At 65.1% G+C, this 16,446-nt stretch carries 15 protein-coding genes; 7 read left to right on the top strand and 8 right to left on the bottom strand.

The annotated features are described in order from the left end of the window. Window positions 1-214 precede the first annotated feature (214 nt). The gene (locus GDN70_RS21225; RefSeq protein WP_038946708.1) at window positions 215-706 is read left to right on the top strand and encodes an Lrp/AsnC family transcriptional regulator; all 492 of its coding nucleotides are present in this window, start codon (window positions 215-217) and stop codon (window positions 704-706) included. 250 nt (window positions 707-956) lie between these two features. Continuing rightward, a complete protein-coding gene (locus tag GDN70_RS21220) occupies window positions 957-1,247 on the top strand; it encodes a DUF3551 domain-containing protein (RefSeq protein ID WP_038970262.1) in 291 nt (96 codons plus the stop codon). Between the two features lie 144 nt (window positions 1,248-1,391). Here the strand turns inward: GDN70_RS21220 and GDN70_RS21215 are convergent, their stop codons facing one another. Further along, window positions 1,392-2,420, bottom strand: coding sequence for an AraC family transcriptional regulator (locus tag GDN70_RS21215; RefSeq protein WP_028144746.1), 1,029 nt, complete (start codon window positions 2,418-2,420; stop codon window positions 1,392-1,394). Between the two features lie 166 nt (window positions 2,421-2,586). Between GDN70_RS21215 and GDN70_RS21210 the strand changes: the two genes are divergently transcribed. From GDN70_RS21210 to GDN70_RS21195, 4 genes are read left to right on the top strand one after another with little or no spacing between them, the layout of a single operon-like run. Then, complete coding sequence (locus tag GDN70_RS21210; protein ID WP_085967564.1) at window positions 2,587-3,714, top strand: isovaleryl-CoA dehydrogenase; 1,128 nt, start codon at window positions 2,587-2,589, stop codon at window positions 3,712-3,714. Between the two features lie 24 nt (window positions 3,715-3,738). Continuing rightward, window positions 3,739-5,343: a carboxyl transferase domain-containing protein gene (locus GDN70_RS21205; RefSeq protein WP_038946711.1), complete on the top strand. Its 1,605-nt coding sequence runs from the start codon at window positions 3,739-3,741 to the stop codon at window positions 5,341-5,343. 4 nt (window positions 5,344-5,347) lie between these two features. After that, a complete protein-coding gene (locus GDN70_RS21200; RefSeq protein WP_173015847.1) occupies window positions 5,348-7,351 on the top strand; it encodes an acetyl/propionyl/methylcrotonyl-CoA carboxylase subunit alpha in 2,004 nt (667 codons plus the stop codon). Window position 7,352: 1 nt separating this feature from the next. Beyond that, window positions 7,353-8,273 carry a hydroxymethylglutaryl-CoA lyase gene (locus tag GDN70_RS21195; RefSeq protein WP_152103003.1) on the top strand — a complete coding sequence of 307 codons (921 nt, stop codon included), beginning with the start codon at window positions 7,353-7,355 and terminating at the stop codon, window positions 8,271-8,273. A gap of 96 nt (window positions 8,274-8,369) precedes the next feature. Here the strand turns inward: GDN70_RS21195 and GDN70_RS21190 are convergent, their stop codons facing one another. The 4 genes from GDN70_RS21190 to GDN70_RS21175 all read right to left on the bottom strand — a co-directional run bounded on the left by GDN70_RS21190 (window position 8,370) and on the right by GDN70_RS21175 (window position 12,267). Beyond that, window positions 8,370-9,296 carry a dihydrodipicolinate synthase family protein gene (locus GDN70_RS21190; protein WP_152103002.1) on the bottom strand — a complete coding sequence of 309 codons (927 nt, stop codon included), beginning with the start codon at window positions 9,294-9,296 and terminating at the stop codon, window positions 8,370-8,372. A gap of 74 nt (window positions 9,297-9,370) precedes the next feature. Next, entirely contained in the window at window positions 9,371-10,354 is a 984-nt protein-coding gene (locus tag GDN70_RS21185) for a TRAP transporter substrate-binding protein (protein ID WP_028144740.1), read from the bottom strand. A gap of 24 nt (window positions 10,355-10,378) precedes the next feature. Beyond that, window positions 10,379-11,644 (bottom strand): TRAP transporter large permease, encoded by a 1,266-nt coding sequence (locus tag GDN70_RS21180; RefSeq protein ID WP_028144739.1) that lies wholly within the window; start codon window positions 11,642-11,644, stop codon window positions 10,379-10,381. Beyond that, the gene (locus tag GDN70_RS21175) at window positions 11,644-12,267 is read right to left on the bottom strand and encodes a TRAP transporter small permease (protein WP_038946713.1); all 624 of its coding nucleotides are present in this window, start codon (window positions 12,265-12,267) and stop codon (window positions 11,644-11,646) included. The genes GDN70_RS21180 and GDN70_RS21175 overlap by 1 nt, the downstream gene beginning before the upstream one ends. Window positions 12,268-12,483: 216 nt before the next feature. Here GDN70_RS21175 and GDN70_RS21170 point away from each other — a divergent pair, with 216 nt between their 5' ends. Then, window positions 12,484-13,176, top strand: a complete 693-nt coding sequence (locus tag GDN70_RS21170) for a GntR family transcriptional regulator (RefSeq protein WP_038946714.1) — start codon at window positions 12,484-12,486, stop codon at window positions 13,174-13,176. Window positions 13,177-13,293: 117 nt separating this feature from the next. Here the strand turns inward: GDN70_RS21170 and GDN70_RS21165 are convergent, their stop codons facing one another. The 3 genes from GDN70_RS21165 to dctP are packed head-to-tail and all read right to left on the bottom strand — an operon-like array spanning window position 13,294 to window position 16,222. Continuing rightward, a complete protein-coding gene (locus GDN70_RS21165) occupies window positions 13,294-14,652 on the bottom strand; it encodes a TRAP transporter large permease (RefSeq protein WP_018323135.1) in 1,359 nt (452 codons plus the stop codon). Further along, entirely contained in the window at window positions 14,649-15,203 is a 555-nt protein-coding gene (locus GDN70_RS21160; protein WP_038946715.1) for a TRAP transporter small permease, read from the bottom strand. Before GDN70_RS21160 ends, GDN70_RS21165 begins: the two co-directional genes overlap by 4 nt. Beyond that, the gene (gene dctP, locus GDN70_RS21155; RefSeq protein WP_028144735.1) at window positions 15,200-16,222 is read right to left on the bottom strand and encodes a TRAP transporter substrate-binding protein DctP; all 1,023 of its coding nucleotides are present in this window, start codon (window positions 16,220-16,222) and stop codon (window positions 15,200-15,202) included. Before dctP ends, GDN70_RS21160 begins: the two co-directional genes overlap by 4 nt. Window positions 16,223-16,446: the final 224 nt, after the last annotated feature.

Genomic DNA, 16,446 nt, shown 5'->3' with positions numbered 1-16,446 from the left:
CGCGGCCGAAGCCGCTTCGGCGAGGCGAAGGCCCGGGCATCGACGTTTTGAGCGCGTGAACGAACATGGGTGGCCGGGACAGGCCCGCCATGACGGTGGGGGAAGGCATTCCTCCCGAACGCGATGGCGTCGCGCCCCGGGTTCGGACCCTTGGCACCAATTCCGCCGCGTGCTTCGCTGCCCCGCATGACACGACCATGACGAGGGTACGGCTATGGCCGGGCGTGACCAGCTCGACGGCGTCGATCTAAAAATACTGTCCGAGCTGCAGCAGGACGGGCGTATCCGCAACAACGAGCTGGCGCTGCGCGTCGGCGTATCCGCGCCGAACTGCCTGCGGCGGCTAAAATCGCTGTTCAGCCGTGGCGTGATCCGGGCGGTGCGCGCGGTCATCGACGAGCGGCGGCTCGGCTATGAGGTGGTCTCGTTCGTCTCGATCCAGCTCGGCAGCCAGGCCCAGCCGGTGCTGGAGGCGTTCGAGAGCTCGATCGCCGCGATCCCGCGCATCCAGCAGTGCTGGCGGATCTCGGGCGACACCGACTATCTCCTGAGATGCGTGGCGCCGAGCGTCGAGAGCATGCGCCAGCAGCTGCTGCATTTCGCGGCGATGCCTGACGTGAAGAACGTTCGGAGCTTCCCCGTGCTGGGTGTCGCGAAGGACGTGCCACTGCCGTTGCAGAACGTCGCGGCGGCGTCTGCGGGCTAGCGGCAGGCCACGCCCGAGGGCAGCCTGCACTGCATTTGCATCAATTGCGAAAGAGTTGGAGGCGATCGCCCTGGTGGCACTATAATGCTGATCAACTCACCTAATTGAGAAATGTGATTATCACATCCCAGCAATGCGCTGAGCCGTGATTGATGGTTCCCGTGGTTGGCCTACATGCGAGGTGTGAGCCTCAGCGCGCGTTGCGAGTCGAGGGCTCGCATGTGGGACTTCTTAAGCAGGAAAAGACATCATGACCTCGGTTTCGAAGACGTTCGCAGTTTCCGCCGCGACGCTGTTTGCGTCCGCGTTTCTGGTGCTGACGGCACCGACTGCGAAAGCGGAAGATTATTGCATCACGAACGGCGCCCAGGCCGCTCACGGCTGCGGCTATCCGACGATGGAAGCCTGCCGCGCCGCTGCCGGCGGTATCGGTGGAACGTGCGCGCAGAGCGGTGGGAAGAGCGCGACCGACTCTCTCGCCTATCAGCCGAAGCAGTCGCGCAGCAAGCTTCGGAGCGGCGCACAGACCAACTCGAATTGATCAGAGATAGGACTGGTGGTTTCGACCTTTACGGCCTTCGGGAGTGATCCCGGGGGCCGTAAACGTCTGAGGAGTACGGCGCCTCAGGGGGGCTCGCCCTCTCGGCACGCACGGAAGACCGCGACGTGCTTTCCGGATGATGTCTTAGCGATACCGCCCGCGAAACTCGCGGGGACTGGCGCCGCTCCAGTTGCGGAAGGCGCGCGAAAAACTCTTCTCGTTGCGGAAGCCGGCGATCTCCGCGATGCGTTTGATCGGCGTGCGGCCTCGCATCAGCTCCTGTTTTGCCAGTTCGAATTTTGCCTCTTCCTTGAGGTCGCGCAACGAGGTGGCCTCCTCGCGCAGGCGCCGATGCATGGTGCGAGTGGAGAGCGCAAGCTCGCTTGCGACATCCTCGGCACCGAGACTGCGTCCGCGCGCATTGCGGAGCACGCGGCGGACACGCTCGACCAGCAGCCGGTCGCGCCGATAGGGCAGCACGGTCAACCGCAGCGCGCCCTTGAGCATGTTGTCGAGATCGGCCGGACTGCGCGTCAGCGGCAGCGATAGATAATGCTTGTCGAAGACGATCCGAGCGCAGTCCGCGTCGAAGCGGACGCTTTTGCAGAAGATGGTCGGGTAGACCGAAACGTGTCCCGGCTCAGGATAAGGGAATTCCGCCGCGCGTAGCGCAATCGCGGAATCGACCGCCCAGCAGGAGAAGCCGAGGGCGTAGCGGAGCAGAGTGACGAGGCAGAATTCGCGCAAGGGCCCGAGGTCGCGCAGTTCCCGGATCGAGACGACCGCGGTCTCCTCACTGAGCTCGAGATCGAGCAGCACGTCCTCGGTGAGCAGACGATGATGCCGGCACCAGCGCTTGAGCGCGACCTCCAGCGTCGGCGCCGTGATCGAGGCGCGGCACAGCATGCCGTAGGTACCGAAGGGCAGGCGGCGCGAGAACCAGCCGAGCGCCTCGTCGTCGAGCTCCCGCATGGCATGGCCCGCCAACGCCTCGAACTGGGCGGCGGTGATCCGCCCACCCGGAGAATTGACAAGGTCTGGCGCTACCTGTCCCCGCTGCAGCGCTTCGGCCGGATCCCGTCCGTATCGCGCATAGGCGGCAACCACGCCCCGCACGAAGGCGGTGGGGGTTACGGCGCGGCGCGAGGTCGCGGTGGCGGCTTGAAAAGGCATTGCGAACCTTTGGGAATTCCTCTCGAAAATCCTCGCCAAGTTTGGCGGAAAATGCAACCTTTTCGACCGCAAGAGGGCTTCGATCCGGCTAGGTTCGAAGGTCAAATACGGAGGAATCGCCTTGAACATCCCGAGCATCGACTTCGAACTGGGCGAAGACGTCGGCATGCTGCGCGACACGCTTCGCGCCTTCGTGGAGGCGGAGATCACCCCGCGCGCGGCCGACATCGAGAAGGCCAATCTGTTCCCCGCAGACCTCTGGAAGCGCTTCGGCGACCTTGGCCTGCTCGGCATGACCGCGCCGGAGCAATATGGCGGCTCGAACATGGGCTATCTCGCCCACATCGTCGCCATGGAGGAGATTTCGCGCGGCTCCGCTGCCGTGGGGCTGTCCTACGGCGCCCATTCCAACCTCTGCGTCAACCAGATCCGGCGCAACGGCAATGACGCGCAGCGCCAGCGCTATTTGCCGAAGCTGATCTCCGGCGACTATGTCGGCGCGCTCGCCATGTCCGAGCCGGGCGCCGGCTCCGACGTCGTCTCGATGAAGTTGCGCGCCGACAAGCGCGGCGACCGCTACGTCCTCAACGGCTCGAAGATGTGGATCACCAATGGCGGCGACGCTGACGTGCTCGTCGTCTACGCCAAGACCGATCCGGCGGCCGGCCCGCGTGGCATGACCGCTTTCCTGATCGAGAAGGGCTTCAAGGGTTTTACCCACGGCCAGCATCTCGACAAGCTCGGCATGCGCGGCTCCAACACCTATCCCTTGTTCTTCGACGAGTGCGAGGTGCCGGAGGAGAACGTGCTCGGCAAGGTGGGCGAGGGCGTCAAGGTGCTGATGTCCGGCCTCGACTATGAGCGCACGGTGCTGTCGGGCGGTCCGCTCGGGATCATGGCGGCCTGCATGGACGCGGTCGTGCCCTACATGCACGAGCGCAAGCAGTTCGGCCAGCCGATCGGCGATTTCCAGCTGATGCAGGGCAAGCTCGCCGACATGTATGCGACGTGGCAGGCCACTCGCGCCTATGTCTATGCGGTGGGACGCGCTTGCGACCGCGCCGACCACGCCCGCAGCTTGCGCAAGGATGCGGCGGCGGCGATCCTCTATTCCGCGGAGAAGGCAACGTGGATGGCCGGCGAGGCGATCCAGGCGCTTGGCGGCGTCGGCTACACCAGCGAATTCCCCGTGGGGCGTCTCTGGCGCGACGCCAAGCTCTACGAGATCGGCGCGGGGACGTCCGAAGTTCGCCGCATGCTGATCGGCCGCGAACTGATGTCCGAGACGGCTTAAAACCTTCACCTCATTGGAATCAACATGCCGCTCCATTCCAGCATCGATCCATCTTCATCAGACTTTTCGCGCAATGCAGAAGCCATGCGCACGCTTGTCGCCGACTTGCGCGAAAAGCTCGCCCAAGTCGCAGGCGGCGGCGGCGAGGCCTCGCGCAACCGCCACACCTCGCGCGGCAAGATGCTGGCACGCGAGCGCGTCGACCTGCTGGTCGATCCCGGCACCTCGTTTCTGGAGCTGTCGCCGCTCGCGGCCTATGGCCTCTATGGCGGCGACGTGCATTCGGCGAGCGTCGTGACGGGGGTGGGTCGTATTTCGGGGCGCGAATGCATGATCGTCGCCAACGACGCCACCATCAAGGGCGGCACTTACTACCCCATGACGGTGAAGAAGCATCTGCGCGCGCAGGACGTGGCGCGGCAGAACAATCTGCCCTGCGTCTACATGGTCGATTCCGGCGGCGCCTTCCTGCCGCTGCAGGACGAGATCTTCCCGGACGAGCGGCATTTCGGCCGCATCTTCTATAACCAGGCGCAGATGTCGTCCCAGGGCATTCCGCAGATCGCCATCGTGATGGGCTCCTGCACCGCCGGCGGTGCCTATGTCCCCGCGATGTCGGACGAGAGCATCATCGTGCGCAATCAAGGCACCATCTTTCTCGGCGGCCCGCCGCTGGTGAAGGCCGCGACCGGCGAGGTCGTCAGCGCCGAGGAGCTCGGCGGCGCCGACGTGCATTCGCGCCAGTCGGGCGTCACGGACCACTATGCCCAGAACGATGCCCATGCGATCGGCATCGCGCGGCGCATCGTCGGCACGCTGAAGCCGTCGGTGCGGCCGAACCTCAACATGCACAAGCCGCGCGATCCGCTGTTCGCGGCCGAGGAGATCTACGGCGTGGTGCCGGTCGACGGCAGAAAGCCGTTCGACGTGCGCGACATCATCGCCCGCGTCGTGGATGGCTCCGAGTTCGACGAGTTCAAGAAGCTCTACGGCACGACGCTGGTCTGCGGCTTCGCCCATATCTGGGGCTATCCGGTCGGCATCATCGCCAACAACGGCATTCTCTTCAGTGAGAGTTCACTGAAGGGCGCCCATTTCATCGAGCTGTGCTGCCAGCGCGGCATTCCCCTGGTGTTCCTGCAGAACATCACCGGCTTCATGGTCGGCAAGAAATACGAGGCCGGCGGCATCGCGCGCGACGGCGCCAAGCTCGTGACCGCGGTTGCGACTGCCTCGGTGCCAAAGTTCACCGTCGTGATCGGCGGCTCCTATGGCGCCGGCAATTACGGCATGTGCGGCCGCGCCTACTCGCCGCGCTTCCTCTGGATGTGGCCGAACGCGCGCATCTCGGTGATGGGCGGCGAGCAGGCCTCGATGGTGCTGAGCCAGGTCCGGCGCGACAATATCGAGGCCAAGGGCGATAGCTGGTCGAAGGAAGAGGAAGACAAATTCCGCGAGCCCATCCGCGCACAATACGAGAGCCAGGGACACCCGTACTACGCGACCGCGCGGCTGTGGGACGACGGCGTGATCGACCCCGCTGACACGCGCCTCGTGCTCGGCCTTGGCCTCTCGGCGGCGTCGAATGCGCCGATCGAGCCGACGAAATTCGGCCTGTTCAGGATGTGATGCGATGGACCACTCAAAGCTCTACCGTCGTTTTCGCACGCTCCTGATCGCCAACCGCGGCGAGATCGCCTGCCGCGTCATCCGCACCGCGCGTGCCATGGGGCTGCGCACGGTCGCGGTCTATTCCGAGGCCGACCGCGACGCGATGCATGTCGCGCTCGCCGACGAGGCCGTGCTGCTCGGGCCGGCGCGGGCCCGCGACAGCTATCTCAATGTCGAGCGGCTGATCGAGGCCGCGCGCAAGACCGGCGCCGAGGCCGTGCATCCCGGCTACGGCTTCCTGTCGGAGAATGCCGAATTCGCACGGGCCTGCTTCGATGCAGGGCTGGTGTTCGTCGGTCCGACCGCCGGGATGATGACGGCGATGGGCTCGAAGTCCGGCTCGAAAGAGCTGATGGAGAAGGCCGGCGTGCCGCTGGTGCCCGGCTATCACGGCGAAGCCCAGGACGAGGCGACGCTTTCGAAGGCGGCCGACAAGATCGGCTTTCCCATCCTGGTGAAGGCGTCCGCCGGCGGCGGCGGCCGCGGCATGCGCATCGTGCGCTCGGCCGACGAGCTTGCGCCTGCGATCGTCAGCGCCAAGCGCGAGGCCAAGGCCGCGTTCGGCGACGATCGCATGCTGATCGAAAAGTATGTCGATAATCCCCGGCATATCGAAGTGCAGATCATCGGCGACAGCCATGGCAATCTGCTGTCGCTGTTCGAGCGCGAATGCACGCTGCAGCGCCGCCACCAGAAGGTGATCGAGGAGGCGCCGTCGCCGACGCTCAATCCCGCCCAGCGCGAGGCAGTCTGTGCCGCCGCGCGAAAGGCGGCCGGAGCGGTGAACTATGTCGGTGCCGGCACCATCGAGTTCGTCTCCGACGGCAAGGACGTGTTCTTCATCGAGATGAACACGCGCCTGCAGGTCGAGCATCCCGTGACCGAGCTGATCACCGGGATCGACCTCGTCGAATGGCAGCTGCGCGTTGCCTTCGGCGAGGCGCTGCCGCTGAAGCAGGACGACATCAAGCTCAACGGCCACGCCGTCGAGGCGCGCGTCTACGCGGAGAATCCGACCAAGAACTTCATGCCGTCGGTCGGGCGGATCTCGACCTGGCGGCTGCCCGCCGAGACCGGTGGCCTACGCATCGACGCCGGCTACCGCGAGGGCGATAGCGTCTCGCCTTACTATGACGCCATGCTCGCAAAAATGATCGCATGGGCGCCGACGCGGGATGTCGCGATCGAACGGCTGAACCGCGGGTTGGAAGAGTCCGATGTCCGCGGCATCGTCAGCAACATCCCGTTCCTGTCGGCGCTGATGACGCATCCGAAGGTGCGGACGAATGCGATCGATACCGGCTTCATCGAGCGTGAGCTGGCGGTGCTGACACAGGCCGCGCCGGCGCCGGGTGAGCTCGAACTGTGCGCCGCAGTGGCCGCTATCATCAGCGACGAGCAGCGGGCCGCCCAAGCGGAGGCGAATTCGCCCTGGCAAACCTTTGGCTGGCAGCCGGTCGGCCGCCGGCAGCGCAGCTTTGCCTTTCGCGTCGGTCACGGCCCCGAGCAGAAGATCGTGCTGAACTACGGCAGCGGCCCGTCCACGCTTGTCATCGGCGAACGCGAATTGGCGTTCGCGATCACGCCACGCGACGGCGGCTTCGACCTGACGCTTGATGGCGTCAAATCCTCGGTCGCCGCAGTCATCGCCGGCCATGAGCTTTACTTGCGCACGCGCAACGGCCGCTTCGACCTGCATTGGGTCGATCCGTTCGGCGGTGAGACCGAAGAGCAGACCGGCCAGGACAAGATCGCAGCGCCGCTGCCGGGCACCGTCGTCGCCGTGCTGGCCGAGGAGGGGGCCAAGCTCGAGAAGGGGGCGCCGATCCTGACGCTGGAAGTGATGAAGATGGAGCAGACGCTGCGCGCGCCCTATGCCGGCGTCTTGAAGTCCATCAAGTGCAAGGTCGGCGACATCGTGCAGGAGGGCGTCGAACTCGCGGTGGTCGATCCTGCGGGAGAGTGACATGAGCGACCCCGTCCGCATCATCGAAATGGGGCCGCGCGACGGCCTCCAGAACGAGAAGACGCCCGTCAGCGTCGAAGCCCGTATCGCCTTCGTCGAGGCGCTGGTCGCGGCCGGCCTCGATACGGTCGAGGTCGGGGCGTTCGTCTCACCCAAGGCGATCCCGCAAATGGCAAGCTCGGATGCCGTGCTGCGCGGCGTGAGCGGCATCAAGGGCGCCGAATTCCACGTGCTGGTGCCCAACGAGAAGGGCTATGACGCCGCGCGCGCCGCGGGCGCGAAAGTGGTTTCGGTGTTCGCGGCGGCGTCCGAGGGCTTTTCGCGCGCCAACATCAATTGCACCGTTGCGGAGTCCATTGAGCGGTTCAGGCCGGTGCTGGCTCGTGCCAAGGCTGACGGCGTCAGGGTGCGCGGCTATATCTCCTGCGTGCTGGGCTGTCCGTTCGACGGTGAGATCAAGCCGAAGGCCGTCGCCGATCTTGCGAGCACGTTGTCGGAGCTCGGCTGCTACGAGATCTCTCTTGGCGACACCATCGGCGTCGGCACGCCTGATAAGGCCAAGGAGATGCTGCGCGCGGTTGCCGCCAACATTCCCGCCGCCAAGCTTGCAATGCATTTCCACGACACTTACGGCCAGGCGCTCGCCAATCTCTATGCCGGCCTGGAGGAGGGCGTCCGCGTCATCGACGCCGCGGCCGGCGGCCTCGGCGGCTGCCCCTACGCGCCGGGCGCCACCGGCAACGTCGCGACCGAGGACGTCGTCTACATGCTCGAGGGCATGGGTGTCAGGACCGGCGTCGACATGGAGAAGCTGCTGGCAGCGACCAACGAGATGAGCGGCGTGCTGGGCAAGCCGCCGGTGAGCCGGGTCGCGTCCGCACTGAATGCGAAGAAGAAGCGGGCCGCGACTTCAGCTCCGTAGGGTGGGCAAAGGCGCGAAGCGCCGTGCCCACCATCTTTCGATTGTTGAGACAGGTGGTGGGCACGCTTCGCTTTGCCCACCCTACGAGACCTCCCGTCAGGCCGCCTTCAGCCCCACATCCGGCAGACGCGGCCGGCTCTTCAGCGCCTTGGCCATCATCGCCTCGACCTCGGCCTTCTCTCGCGGCAGCAGCGCGAGGCGCGGCGGGCGGGTCAGCGCGGTACCACGGCCCATGATGTGCTCGCACAGCTTGATGCACTGGACGAGATCGGGGCGCGCATCGAGGTGCAAGAGCGGCATGAACCATTCGTAGATCGGCATCGCCTCGGCGAGGCGGCCGGCCTTGGCGAGGCGAAACAGCGTCTCGCCCTCGCGCGGGAAGGCGTTCGACATGCCGGAGACCCAGCCCACGGCGCCCATGGCGATACTCTCGACGATGACGTCGTCGAGGCCTGCGAACAGCACGAAGCGGTCGCCGACCATGTTGCGGGTATCGATGAAGCGCCGCGTGTCTCCGGACGAATCCTTGAAGCAGACTACGGTCTCGACGTCGGCGAGCGTGGCGAGAATGTCCGGGGTGACGTCGTTCTTGTAGATCGGCGGATTGTTGTAGAGCATCACGGGCAGGTCGGTCGCGGAGGCAACGGCGCGGAAATGCGCGGCAGTCTCGTGCGGCTTGGACGAATAGACCAGCGCCGGCATCACCATCACGCCGTCGATGCCGACGCGCGCGGCTTCCTTCGCCGTCTCGACCGCAAACGCCGTGGTGAATTCGGCGATGCCGCACAATACGGGCACGCGGCCGGCGGCGACCGACTTGGCCGTCTCCATGATCGCGACCTTCTCCTTGCGCTCCAGCGAGGTGTTCTCGCCGACCGAGCCGCAGACGATCAGTCCGGAGACGCCGTCGCGGATCAGACCGTCCATCACCTTCGCGGTTGCATCGATGTCGAGCGAGAGATCGTCGTGGAATTGCGTGGTGACGGCCGGGAAGACGCCTTCCCAGGAAACGCGGCGGCTCATTGATTTGACTCCAAGTAAGATTGACGGCGGGGGGCTGGATCCGCCGGGCGTGGTGAAGAGGCTGACGGGTGGGATCAGAGCGTCGCGCCGACCTTGCGCAGCTCGGCGAGAACCGGTGCCTTGGGCAGCCAGATCTTGTCGAACTCGGCAATGACGGCTTCGGTGTCGCCGGCGGGGACCTGGCGGATCGGGATCGGCGCGTTCTTGAAATTCTCGATCAGCGCGGGCTCGTTGCCGGCGAGTTCGTCGATCTGCGCATCCAGCGTCGCCTTGACCGTCTTGGCGATCAGCTCGCGGTCGGCAGCGGGGAGCGACTGCCAGACCCGTCCGGAGACGACGGCCGCCATCGGCATGAAGACGGCATTCATCTGCAGGATCACCTTGGAGACCTTGTCGAAACGCTGGTTCCAGGAGAATTCGAGATCGGCCTCGAGGCCGTCGACCTGGCCGTTGGCCATGGCGTCGAACACCTGTGGCGTGGGGATCGGCGTCGGCGCAGCGCCGAGGGACGAGTAGAAGTCGCGATAGACCGGCGTCGGGTTGATGCGCAGCTTCATGCCCTTGATGTCGGCGAGCGTCGTCAAATCCTTCGACGAGAACACCGCGCGCATGCCGGTGATGCCCCAGCCAAGCCCGATCGTTCCGGTTTCCTGCGGCAGCACGTCGAACAGTTTGACGGCCGCCGGATGCCGCACGAATTTCGCCACCGCCGGCGTCGAGCGCACGATGTAGGGCGCGTTGATCGCGGCGATGTGCGGCACGCGCGAGCCGAGCTCGGCGGCCTGGATGAAGCCCATGTCGAGCGCTCCGGACTGCAATTGCTGCATCATCGCGGGCTCGTTGCCGAGCTGGCCGGAATGGAACACGGTCAAGGTCAGGCGGCCGTTGGTTGCGGCCTTGAGATCGTCGCCGAATTTGAGCGCGGCCTTATTCCAGGAATGGCCGTTCGGCGTGATCAGGCCGAGGCGGAATTCCTTGGTCTGGGCGAGCGCCAACGACGGTGCGAACACCGATGTGGCGGCACTGGCGGCGAGAAAGCGGCGGCGTGTAAGCGGCATGGTCGGGCTTCCTTTTGAACGGGCCTATTTGATGAGGATCAGCGAGAGCGACGGATAGAGCGAGAGCAGCACGAGGAGGACGCAGGAGATGACGAAGAAGGGCAGCGTCACCATGAACATCTTGCCGGGCTTGGCGCCGGTGACGGCGGCCGCGACGAAGAAGCAGAGCCCGACCGGCGGCGACAGCAGGCCGAGCACGAGATTGATGACCACCACGACGCCGAAATGCCGGGGATCGATGTGATAGACCTCGGTTGCAACAGGCAGCAGGATCGGCACCGTCATGATCAGGCCGGGAATGCCGTCGATGACCGTGCCGATCACCAGCAAGATGACGTTGCAGATCAGCATGAAGCTGACCGGGTCTTTGGCAGCCGTCTGGATCCAGGCAGCCGTCTCCTGCGGCACCTTGCCGAAGATCAGGACCCAGGAGAACACGGCGGCGGCCGCGACCAGGAACAGCACGATCGCCGAATAGATCGCGCTGCGTAGCATCATCTGCGGCAGCTGCGAGAACTCGAACTCCCTGGTCCAGTATTTTCCGACGAGTGCGGCAGCCACCGCGCCGACGGCGGCGGATTCCGTCGCATTGGCAAGGCCGCTCAGAATCGTGCCGACGATGACGACCGGGATCAGCAGCGTCGGCGACGTCCGCAGGATCGTCATGACGCGCTGGCGCGGTGTCTGATAGTCCGCACGCGGATAGTTGTAGACGTAGCCCATCAGCGCGATGACGAGGCAGAACATCACGGTGAGGATGACGCCCGGCACGATGCCGGCGATCAGCATGTCGCTGACCGAGACCTGCGCGAGCACGCTGTAGACCACGAACATCACCGAGGGCGGTATGATCGGTCCGAGCATGCCGCCATAGGCGGTCAGTCCCGCCGCAAACGTCTTGTCGTAACCCTTCTTCTCCATCTCCGGCACCATGATCTGGGCCATGATCGCGACCTGTGCGGTCGCCGATCCCAGGATCGAGGAGATGAACATGTTGGCGAGGATGTTGACGTAGGCGAGCCCGCCTTTGAGCGAGCCGACGAAGGCCATCGCCATGTCGACGATGCGCCGTGTGATGCCGCCGCCGTTCATGATCTCGCCGATCAGGATGAAGAGCGGGATGGCGATCAGGCCGTAGCTGTCGACGCCGCCGAACAGCTGCAGCGGATAGGACTGGAACAGCACGGGATTGCCGGATGCCGCGATGTAGACGAGCCCGGCGAGGCACAGGCAGAGGCCGATCGGCACGCCGACCAGCATGAAAACCATAAAGGCCGCTGACGTGATCATCAGTTGACCCCGTCGAGCTCGGAGAGCTGGAAGCCCTTTGGCGGCACGCGCGGCACCAGCCCGAGATCTTCCAGCAAATTGGCGAGGCCGTGAACGGTCATCGACACCGCGAAGATCGGCAGCGTCAGGTAGAGCACCCAGGTCGGCCAGTTCAGCGTCTGCGTGTGCTCGGTGTAGAGGAAGTTGAAGGTTTCGGCCGCGAGCTTGCGCCCGTCGAAGCCGGCGCGGGCGAGGCCAACCGGATCCATCCAGAGCATGCAGGTGACGATCAGGGCGGCACCGAACACGACGACGAGGCCGGTCGAGATCACCTTCGCGATCTTCTGGTGCTGCGGCGAAAGACGTTCCGTCAGCATGGTCACCGCGAAGTCGAGCCGCAGGCGCGTCATCGCGGAGGCGCCGATGAAGGTCAGCCAGACCACGCAATAAACAGCGGATTCGTCGATCCAGTAGATCGGAAAGCGCGCGTAGCGGGTGACGACGTTCACCAGGATCAGGCCGGTCAGCACGTACATCAGGCCCATCAGCGCAAGGCGCTCCACGGCGAGCAGGGCGCTGGAGGCGCGAATGACCATCCGTCGAACGCTGAACGCGCGGTTGGCCGGGATCGTCTGCTCGATCATGAAAGAGGCCCCACACCCCGAAAATTGTCGTGCTATCGACAAATGTATAATTTATACAATTTGGGTGTCAAACGGAGATTGGGGTCATTTCGGCGGCAGGCCGCGCTTTTGCTGGGCACGCCGCTTTGCGGGGCACCCGGCTTTTGCTGGAGCGCCCGACATGCAAGAGAGAGACCGCTTCGGCCGGACGAGTCGGGAAGGACAACAGAAGGTCAGATGAAACAGCCTCTGAAGCATCGCACCCTGTCGGCCGCGATCGTCGACCAGCTCAGGCAGGCGATCCTCGACGGTACCTATCCGGCCGGATCGCAGTTGCGGCAGGATGCCCTTGGCGAGGCCTATGGCGTCAGCCGCATCCCGGTGCGCGAGGCGCTGTTTCAGCTCGAGGCCGAAGGCCTGGTGCGGATTGTTCCGCAGAAAGGCGCCATCGTCTCCGAGCTGTCACTGGACGAGATCAACGACGTCTTCGATCTGCGGCGCATTCTGGAGCCGCGCCTCCTGGCGCAGTCGGCGCCGCATTTCACTGCTGACGATTTCGACGGGCTCGACGACATCCACAAGAGTTTCGAGAAGGCGATCAAGGCGCGCAATGTCAGCGAATGGGGCCAGCTCAACGCCGACTTCCACCTGGCGCTCTATGTTCACGCCCCGCAGCCGCGCACGCGCGCGATCGTGCTGTCGCTGCTCCAGACCAGCGACCGCTACACGCGGCTGCAGCTCTCCAACACCAAAGCGATGGGGACGGCCGAAAAGGAGCACGCCCATATGATCGCGCTCTGCCGCGCGCAGAAGGTCGAGGAGGCCTGCCGCTTCCTGGAGAGGCACATCGAAGCCGTGCGCAAAGATCTGTTGCAGGTGGTGGCCGGCAGCGTGGTCGCGCCGAAGGTGCGGCGGAAGACCGAGCCGTAATCGCTGCACGCGTAGGGTGGGCAAAGGCGCATCGCGCCGTGCCCACCATCTCTCCGTGATCATCGACAGGTGGTGGGCACGCTGCGCTTTGCCCACCCTACGGCACCTGTGACGCCGTTACCTGCTCCCGTCCGGCCCCATCACCAGATCCGGCAGCCCGGTCGAAATCGCCGGGAAGAAGCACAGCAGCAGCACTGCCAGCATCATCAGCAGCACGAAGGGCAGCGTGCCCCAGATCACCTCGCGCAAGGGGATGTCCGGCGCGACGTTGCGGATGACGAAGATGTTGAGGCCGACGGGCGGATGGATCAGCCCCATCTCCATCACGATGGTCATGACCACGCCGAACCAGATGATGTCGAAGTTCGCGGCACGGAGCGGCGGCAGGATGATCGGTGCCGTCATCAGGATGATCGAGACCGGCGGCAGGAAGAAGCCGAGCACGACGACCATGACGAGGATCGCGAACAGCAGCTCCCAGCGCGGCAGGTGCATCGCGACGATGGATTCGGCGACCGATTGCGAGATGTGCAGATAGCTCATCACGTAGGAATAGAGCAGCGACATGCCGATGATCATCATCAGCATGGTCGATTCCCGGATCGTCGACTTCATGATGGGCGCAAGGTCGCTCGGCCGCCACACGCTGTAGATCGCCGCGATCAGCGCCAGTGCCAGCAGGCCACCGAGGCCGGCGGTCTCTGACGGCGTGGCGTAGCCGCCATAGAGCGCGATCATCACGCCGGTGAGCAGCAGCACGAACGGGATCACGCGCGGCAGCACGCTGAAGCGTTCGGCGAGCGTGTATTCGTCGCGGGCGAGGATCGCTGCTTCCGGGCCGCCGTTCTTGTAGATCGCTTCTGCGGCGGCATATTCCTGGCGGAAGCGGATCACGGCGTAGGCGCCGAACAGCGAGACCAGCAGCAGGCCGGGGCCGATGCCGGCGAGGAAGAGCCGTCCGAGCGATTTTTCGGCTGCGACCGCGAACAGGATCATGGTGATCGAGGGCGGCAGCAGGATGCCGAGCGTGCCGCCGGCAGCGATGATCCCTGCGGCAAAGCCGCCGGAATAGCCGCGCTTGCGCATCTCGGGAATGCCGGCCGAGCCGATCGCCGAGCAGGTCGCAGGCGAGGAGCCCGCCATCGCCGCGAACAGCGCGCATGCGAACACGTTGGCAACGCCGAGCCCGCCGGGAACGCGATGCAGCCAGGCATGCAGGGCCGAATAGAGATCCTGGCCGGCGCGCGACTTGCCGATCGCGGCGCCCTTCAGGATGAAGAGCGGGATCGACAACAGCGTGATCGAGGCCATTTCCTCGTAGACGTTTTGCGTCACCGTATCGAGGGACGCCGCCGGCATGTAGATGCCCATGAACACGACCGCGACCGCGCCGAGCGCGAACGCAATGGGCATGCCCGAGAACATCACGAGCAGCGTCGCAACACCGTAGGCAACGCCGATACCGAACACGCTCATGGACGCTTGGCTCCGGTAAACGGCAGCGCAAGCTGCACGAGGATCTGGATGCAGAGCAGGCTCATGCCGAACGCCATCAGCGAATAGGGAATGGCGAGCGGCGGCGACCACATCGAGTTCGAGACCTGGCCGTCGACATAGGCCTCGTGGGCCAGTGTCCAGGACTTCCAGGTGAAGAAGGCGCAGAACAGAAACGTGGCGGCATCGACCAGCCAGAGCCTGATCCGGTTCGCGAGCGGCGAGAGCAGGCCGACAAAGGCCTCGATGCCGATATGGCCGCGGTTCTGCTGCACATAGGCGGCCGTCATGAAGGTCGCGCCGACCAGCAGGAACACGGCGGCCTCGTCCTGCCAGTAATTGGCGGCCTTGAACAAGGCGCGGCTGAGCACGCTGTAGCTCAGGATGGCGCAGGCCGCGACCAGCGCGATCGCGGCGAACACCACGATGATGCTGTTGAGGATGGCGAGACCACGATCGATCGCTGCCGCAAGGCCTGTCCTTGCGGCCGCGCTGGTTTGATCGTCACGATCCGGAAGCGGACCGTGGCTCATGCGGCGACGTCGGTGGCGAGCTTGAGCAGGTTCGCCGAGGTCGCGGTCTTGGCGCTGTAGTCCTTCCAGGCGGTGTCGCGGGCGATGTCACGCCACTTGCCGACGGTCGCGGCGTCGAGCACCGAGACCTTGGCGCCGGCCTTCTCGTAGACCTTGGCGACCTCGACGTCGTCGTCCTGCGCGCCCTTGCGGCCGAAGGCCTCGAGCTCGGTGCCGACCGCGAGCAGGATGTCCTGCTGGTTCTTCGGCAGCTTGTCGAAGATCGCCTTCGACATCATCAGCGGCTCGAGCATGAACCAGTAGGAGGCGCCTGCGCCCGAGGTCAGGGACTTGGCGACCTCTTCCAGACGGAACGAGATCAGGCTGGTCGAGGAGGTGATGCCGGCATCGCAGGCGCCGGTCTGCATCGCCGCGTAGATTTCGTTCGAGGGCACGGACAGCACCGAGGCGCCGGCGGTCTGGAGCACCATGTCCATCTCGCGCGAGCCGCCGCGCACCTTCAGGCCCTTGGCGTCTTCCGGCGCGACGATCGGCTTGGAGCGGCTGGCGACTCCGCCGGCCTGCCAGACCCAGGAGAGCAGGATGATGCCCTTGTCGGCGAGGAAGTCGGTCAGCGCCTTGCCGACCGGCTCCTTCTTCCAGCGCAGGCCCTGGTCGTAGGTAGTCACGAGGCCGGGCATCAGGCCGATATTGGTCTCCGGCAGCTCACCGCCAGCGTACGGCATCGGGTAGAGGCTGATGTCGAGCGCGCCCTTGCGCATCGCGGAGAACTGCGCGTTGGTCTTGATCAGCGAAGAGTTCGGATAGATCTCGGCGGCGATGTCGCCGTTGCTGCGCTTACTGACTTCGGCAGCGAACATGCGGCAGAGCCGGTCCCGGAAATCACCTTTGTCGATGGTGCCGCCCGGGAACTGGTGCGAGATTTTCAGCGTGGTCGCGGCCTGCGCGGTGCCGGTGCCGAAGCGGAGAATGGCGGGTGCGGCGACCGCGGTCGCGAGCAGATGGCGGCGCGTGAGCATGGTGTGATCCCTCTGAACGTTTCTTCGAACGGTTCTTGTTGGCGTGATTTGGGCGGGTCATGTGACCGGCACGTAGGCCCATCCTAGCCGGTCTTTCACCCGATATTCTCTCATCTGATAGTTCGAGACCGAATGCCACGGCAAGGGGGTGGCCGTGCTGCGCTGCACACATCCTCTTACTCTTACCGCCGCAGGCTCTGGACTCCCCCGAAGGTCGGATCGCA

Source organism: Bradyrhizobium sp. TM102 (assembly GCF_009176685.1).
Classification (GTDB): domain Bacteria; phylum Pseudomonadota; class Alphaproteobacteria; order Rhizobiales; family Xanthobacteraceae; genus Bradyrhizobium; species Bradyrhizobium ottawaense.
This window is presented reverse-complemented; position numbering and strand designations above follow the sequence as displayed.

Bases quoted from the DNA above. Each gene is read 5' to 3' on its own strand.
- GDN70_RS21225 (WP_038946708.1), top strand. From the start codon at position 215: ATGGCCGGGCGTGACCAGCTCGACGGCGTCGATCTAAAAATACTGTCC.
- GDN70_RS21220 (WP_038970262.1), top strand. From the start codon at position 957: ATGACCTCGGTTTCGAAGACGTTCGCAGTTTCCGCCGCGACGCTGTTT.
- GDN70_RS21215 (WP_028144746.1), bottom strand. From the start codon at position 2,420: ATGCCTTTTCAAGCCGCCACCGCGACCTCGCGCCGCGCCGTAACCCCC.
- GDN70_RS21210 (WP_085967564.1), top strand. From the start codon at position 2,587: ATGCTGCGCGACACGCTTCGCGCCTTCGTGGAGGCGGAGATCACCCCG.
- GDN70_RS21205 (WP_038946711.1), top strand. From the start codon at position 3,739: ATGCCGCTCCATTCCAGCATCGATCCATCTTCATCAGACTTTTCGCGC.
- GDN70_RS21200 (WP_173015847.1), top strand. From the start codon at position 5,348: ATGGACCACTCAAAGCTCTACCGTCGTTTTCGCACGCTCCTGATCGCC.
- GDN70_RS21195 (WP_152103003.1), top strand. From the start codon at position 7,353: ATGAGCGACCCCGTCCGCATCATCGAAATGGGGCCGCGCGACGGCCTC.
- GDN70_RS21190 (WP_152103002.1), bottom strand. From the start codon at position 9,296: ATGAGCCGCCGCGTTTCCTGGGAAGGCGTCTTCCCGGCCGTCACCACG.
- GDN70_RS21185 (WP_028144740.1), bottom strand. From the start codon at position 10,354: ATGCCGCTTACACGCCGCCGCTTTCTCGCCGCCAGTGCCGCCACATCG.
- GDN70_RS21180 (WP_028144739.1), bottom strand. From the start codon at position 11,644: ATGATCACGTCAGCGGCCTTTATGGTTTTCATGCTGGTCGGCGTGCCG.
- GDN70_RS21175 (WP_038946713.1), bottom strand. From the start codon at position 12,267: ATGATCGAGCAGACGATCCCGGCCAACCGCGCGTTCAGCGTTCGACGG.
- GDN70_RS21170 (WP_038946714.1), top strand. From the start codon at position 12,484: ATGAAACAGCCTCTGAAGCATCGCACCCTGTCGGCCGCGATCGTCGAC.
- GDN70_RS21165 (WP_018323135.1), bottom strand. From the start codon at position 14,652: ATGAGCGTGTTCGGTATCGGCGTTGCCTACGGTGTTGCGACGCTGCTC.
- GDN70_RS21160 (WP_038946715.1), bottom strand. From the start codon at position 15,203: ATGAGCCACGGTCCGCTTCCGGATCGTGACGATCAAACCAGCGCGGCC.
- dctP (WP_028144735.1), bottom strand. From the start codon at position 16,222: ATGCTCACGCGCCGCCATCTGCTCGCGACCGCGGTCGCCGCACCCGCC.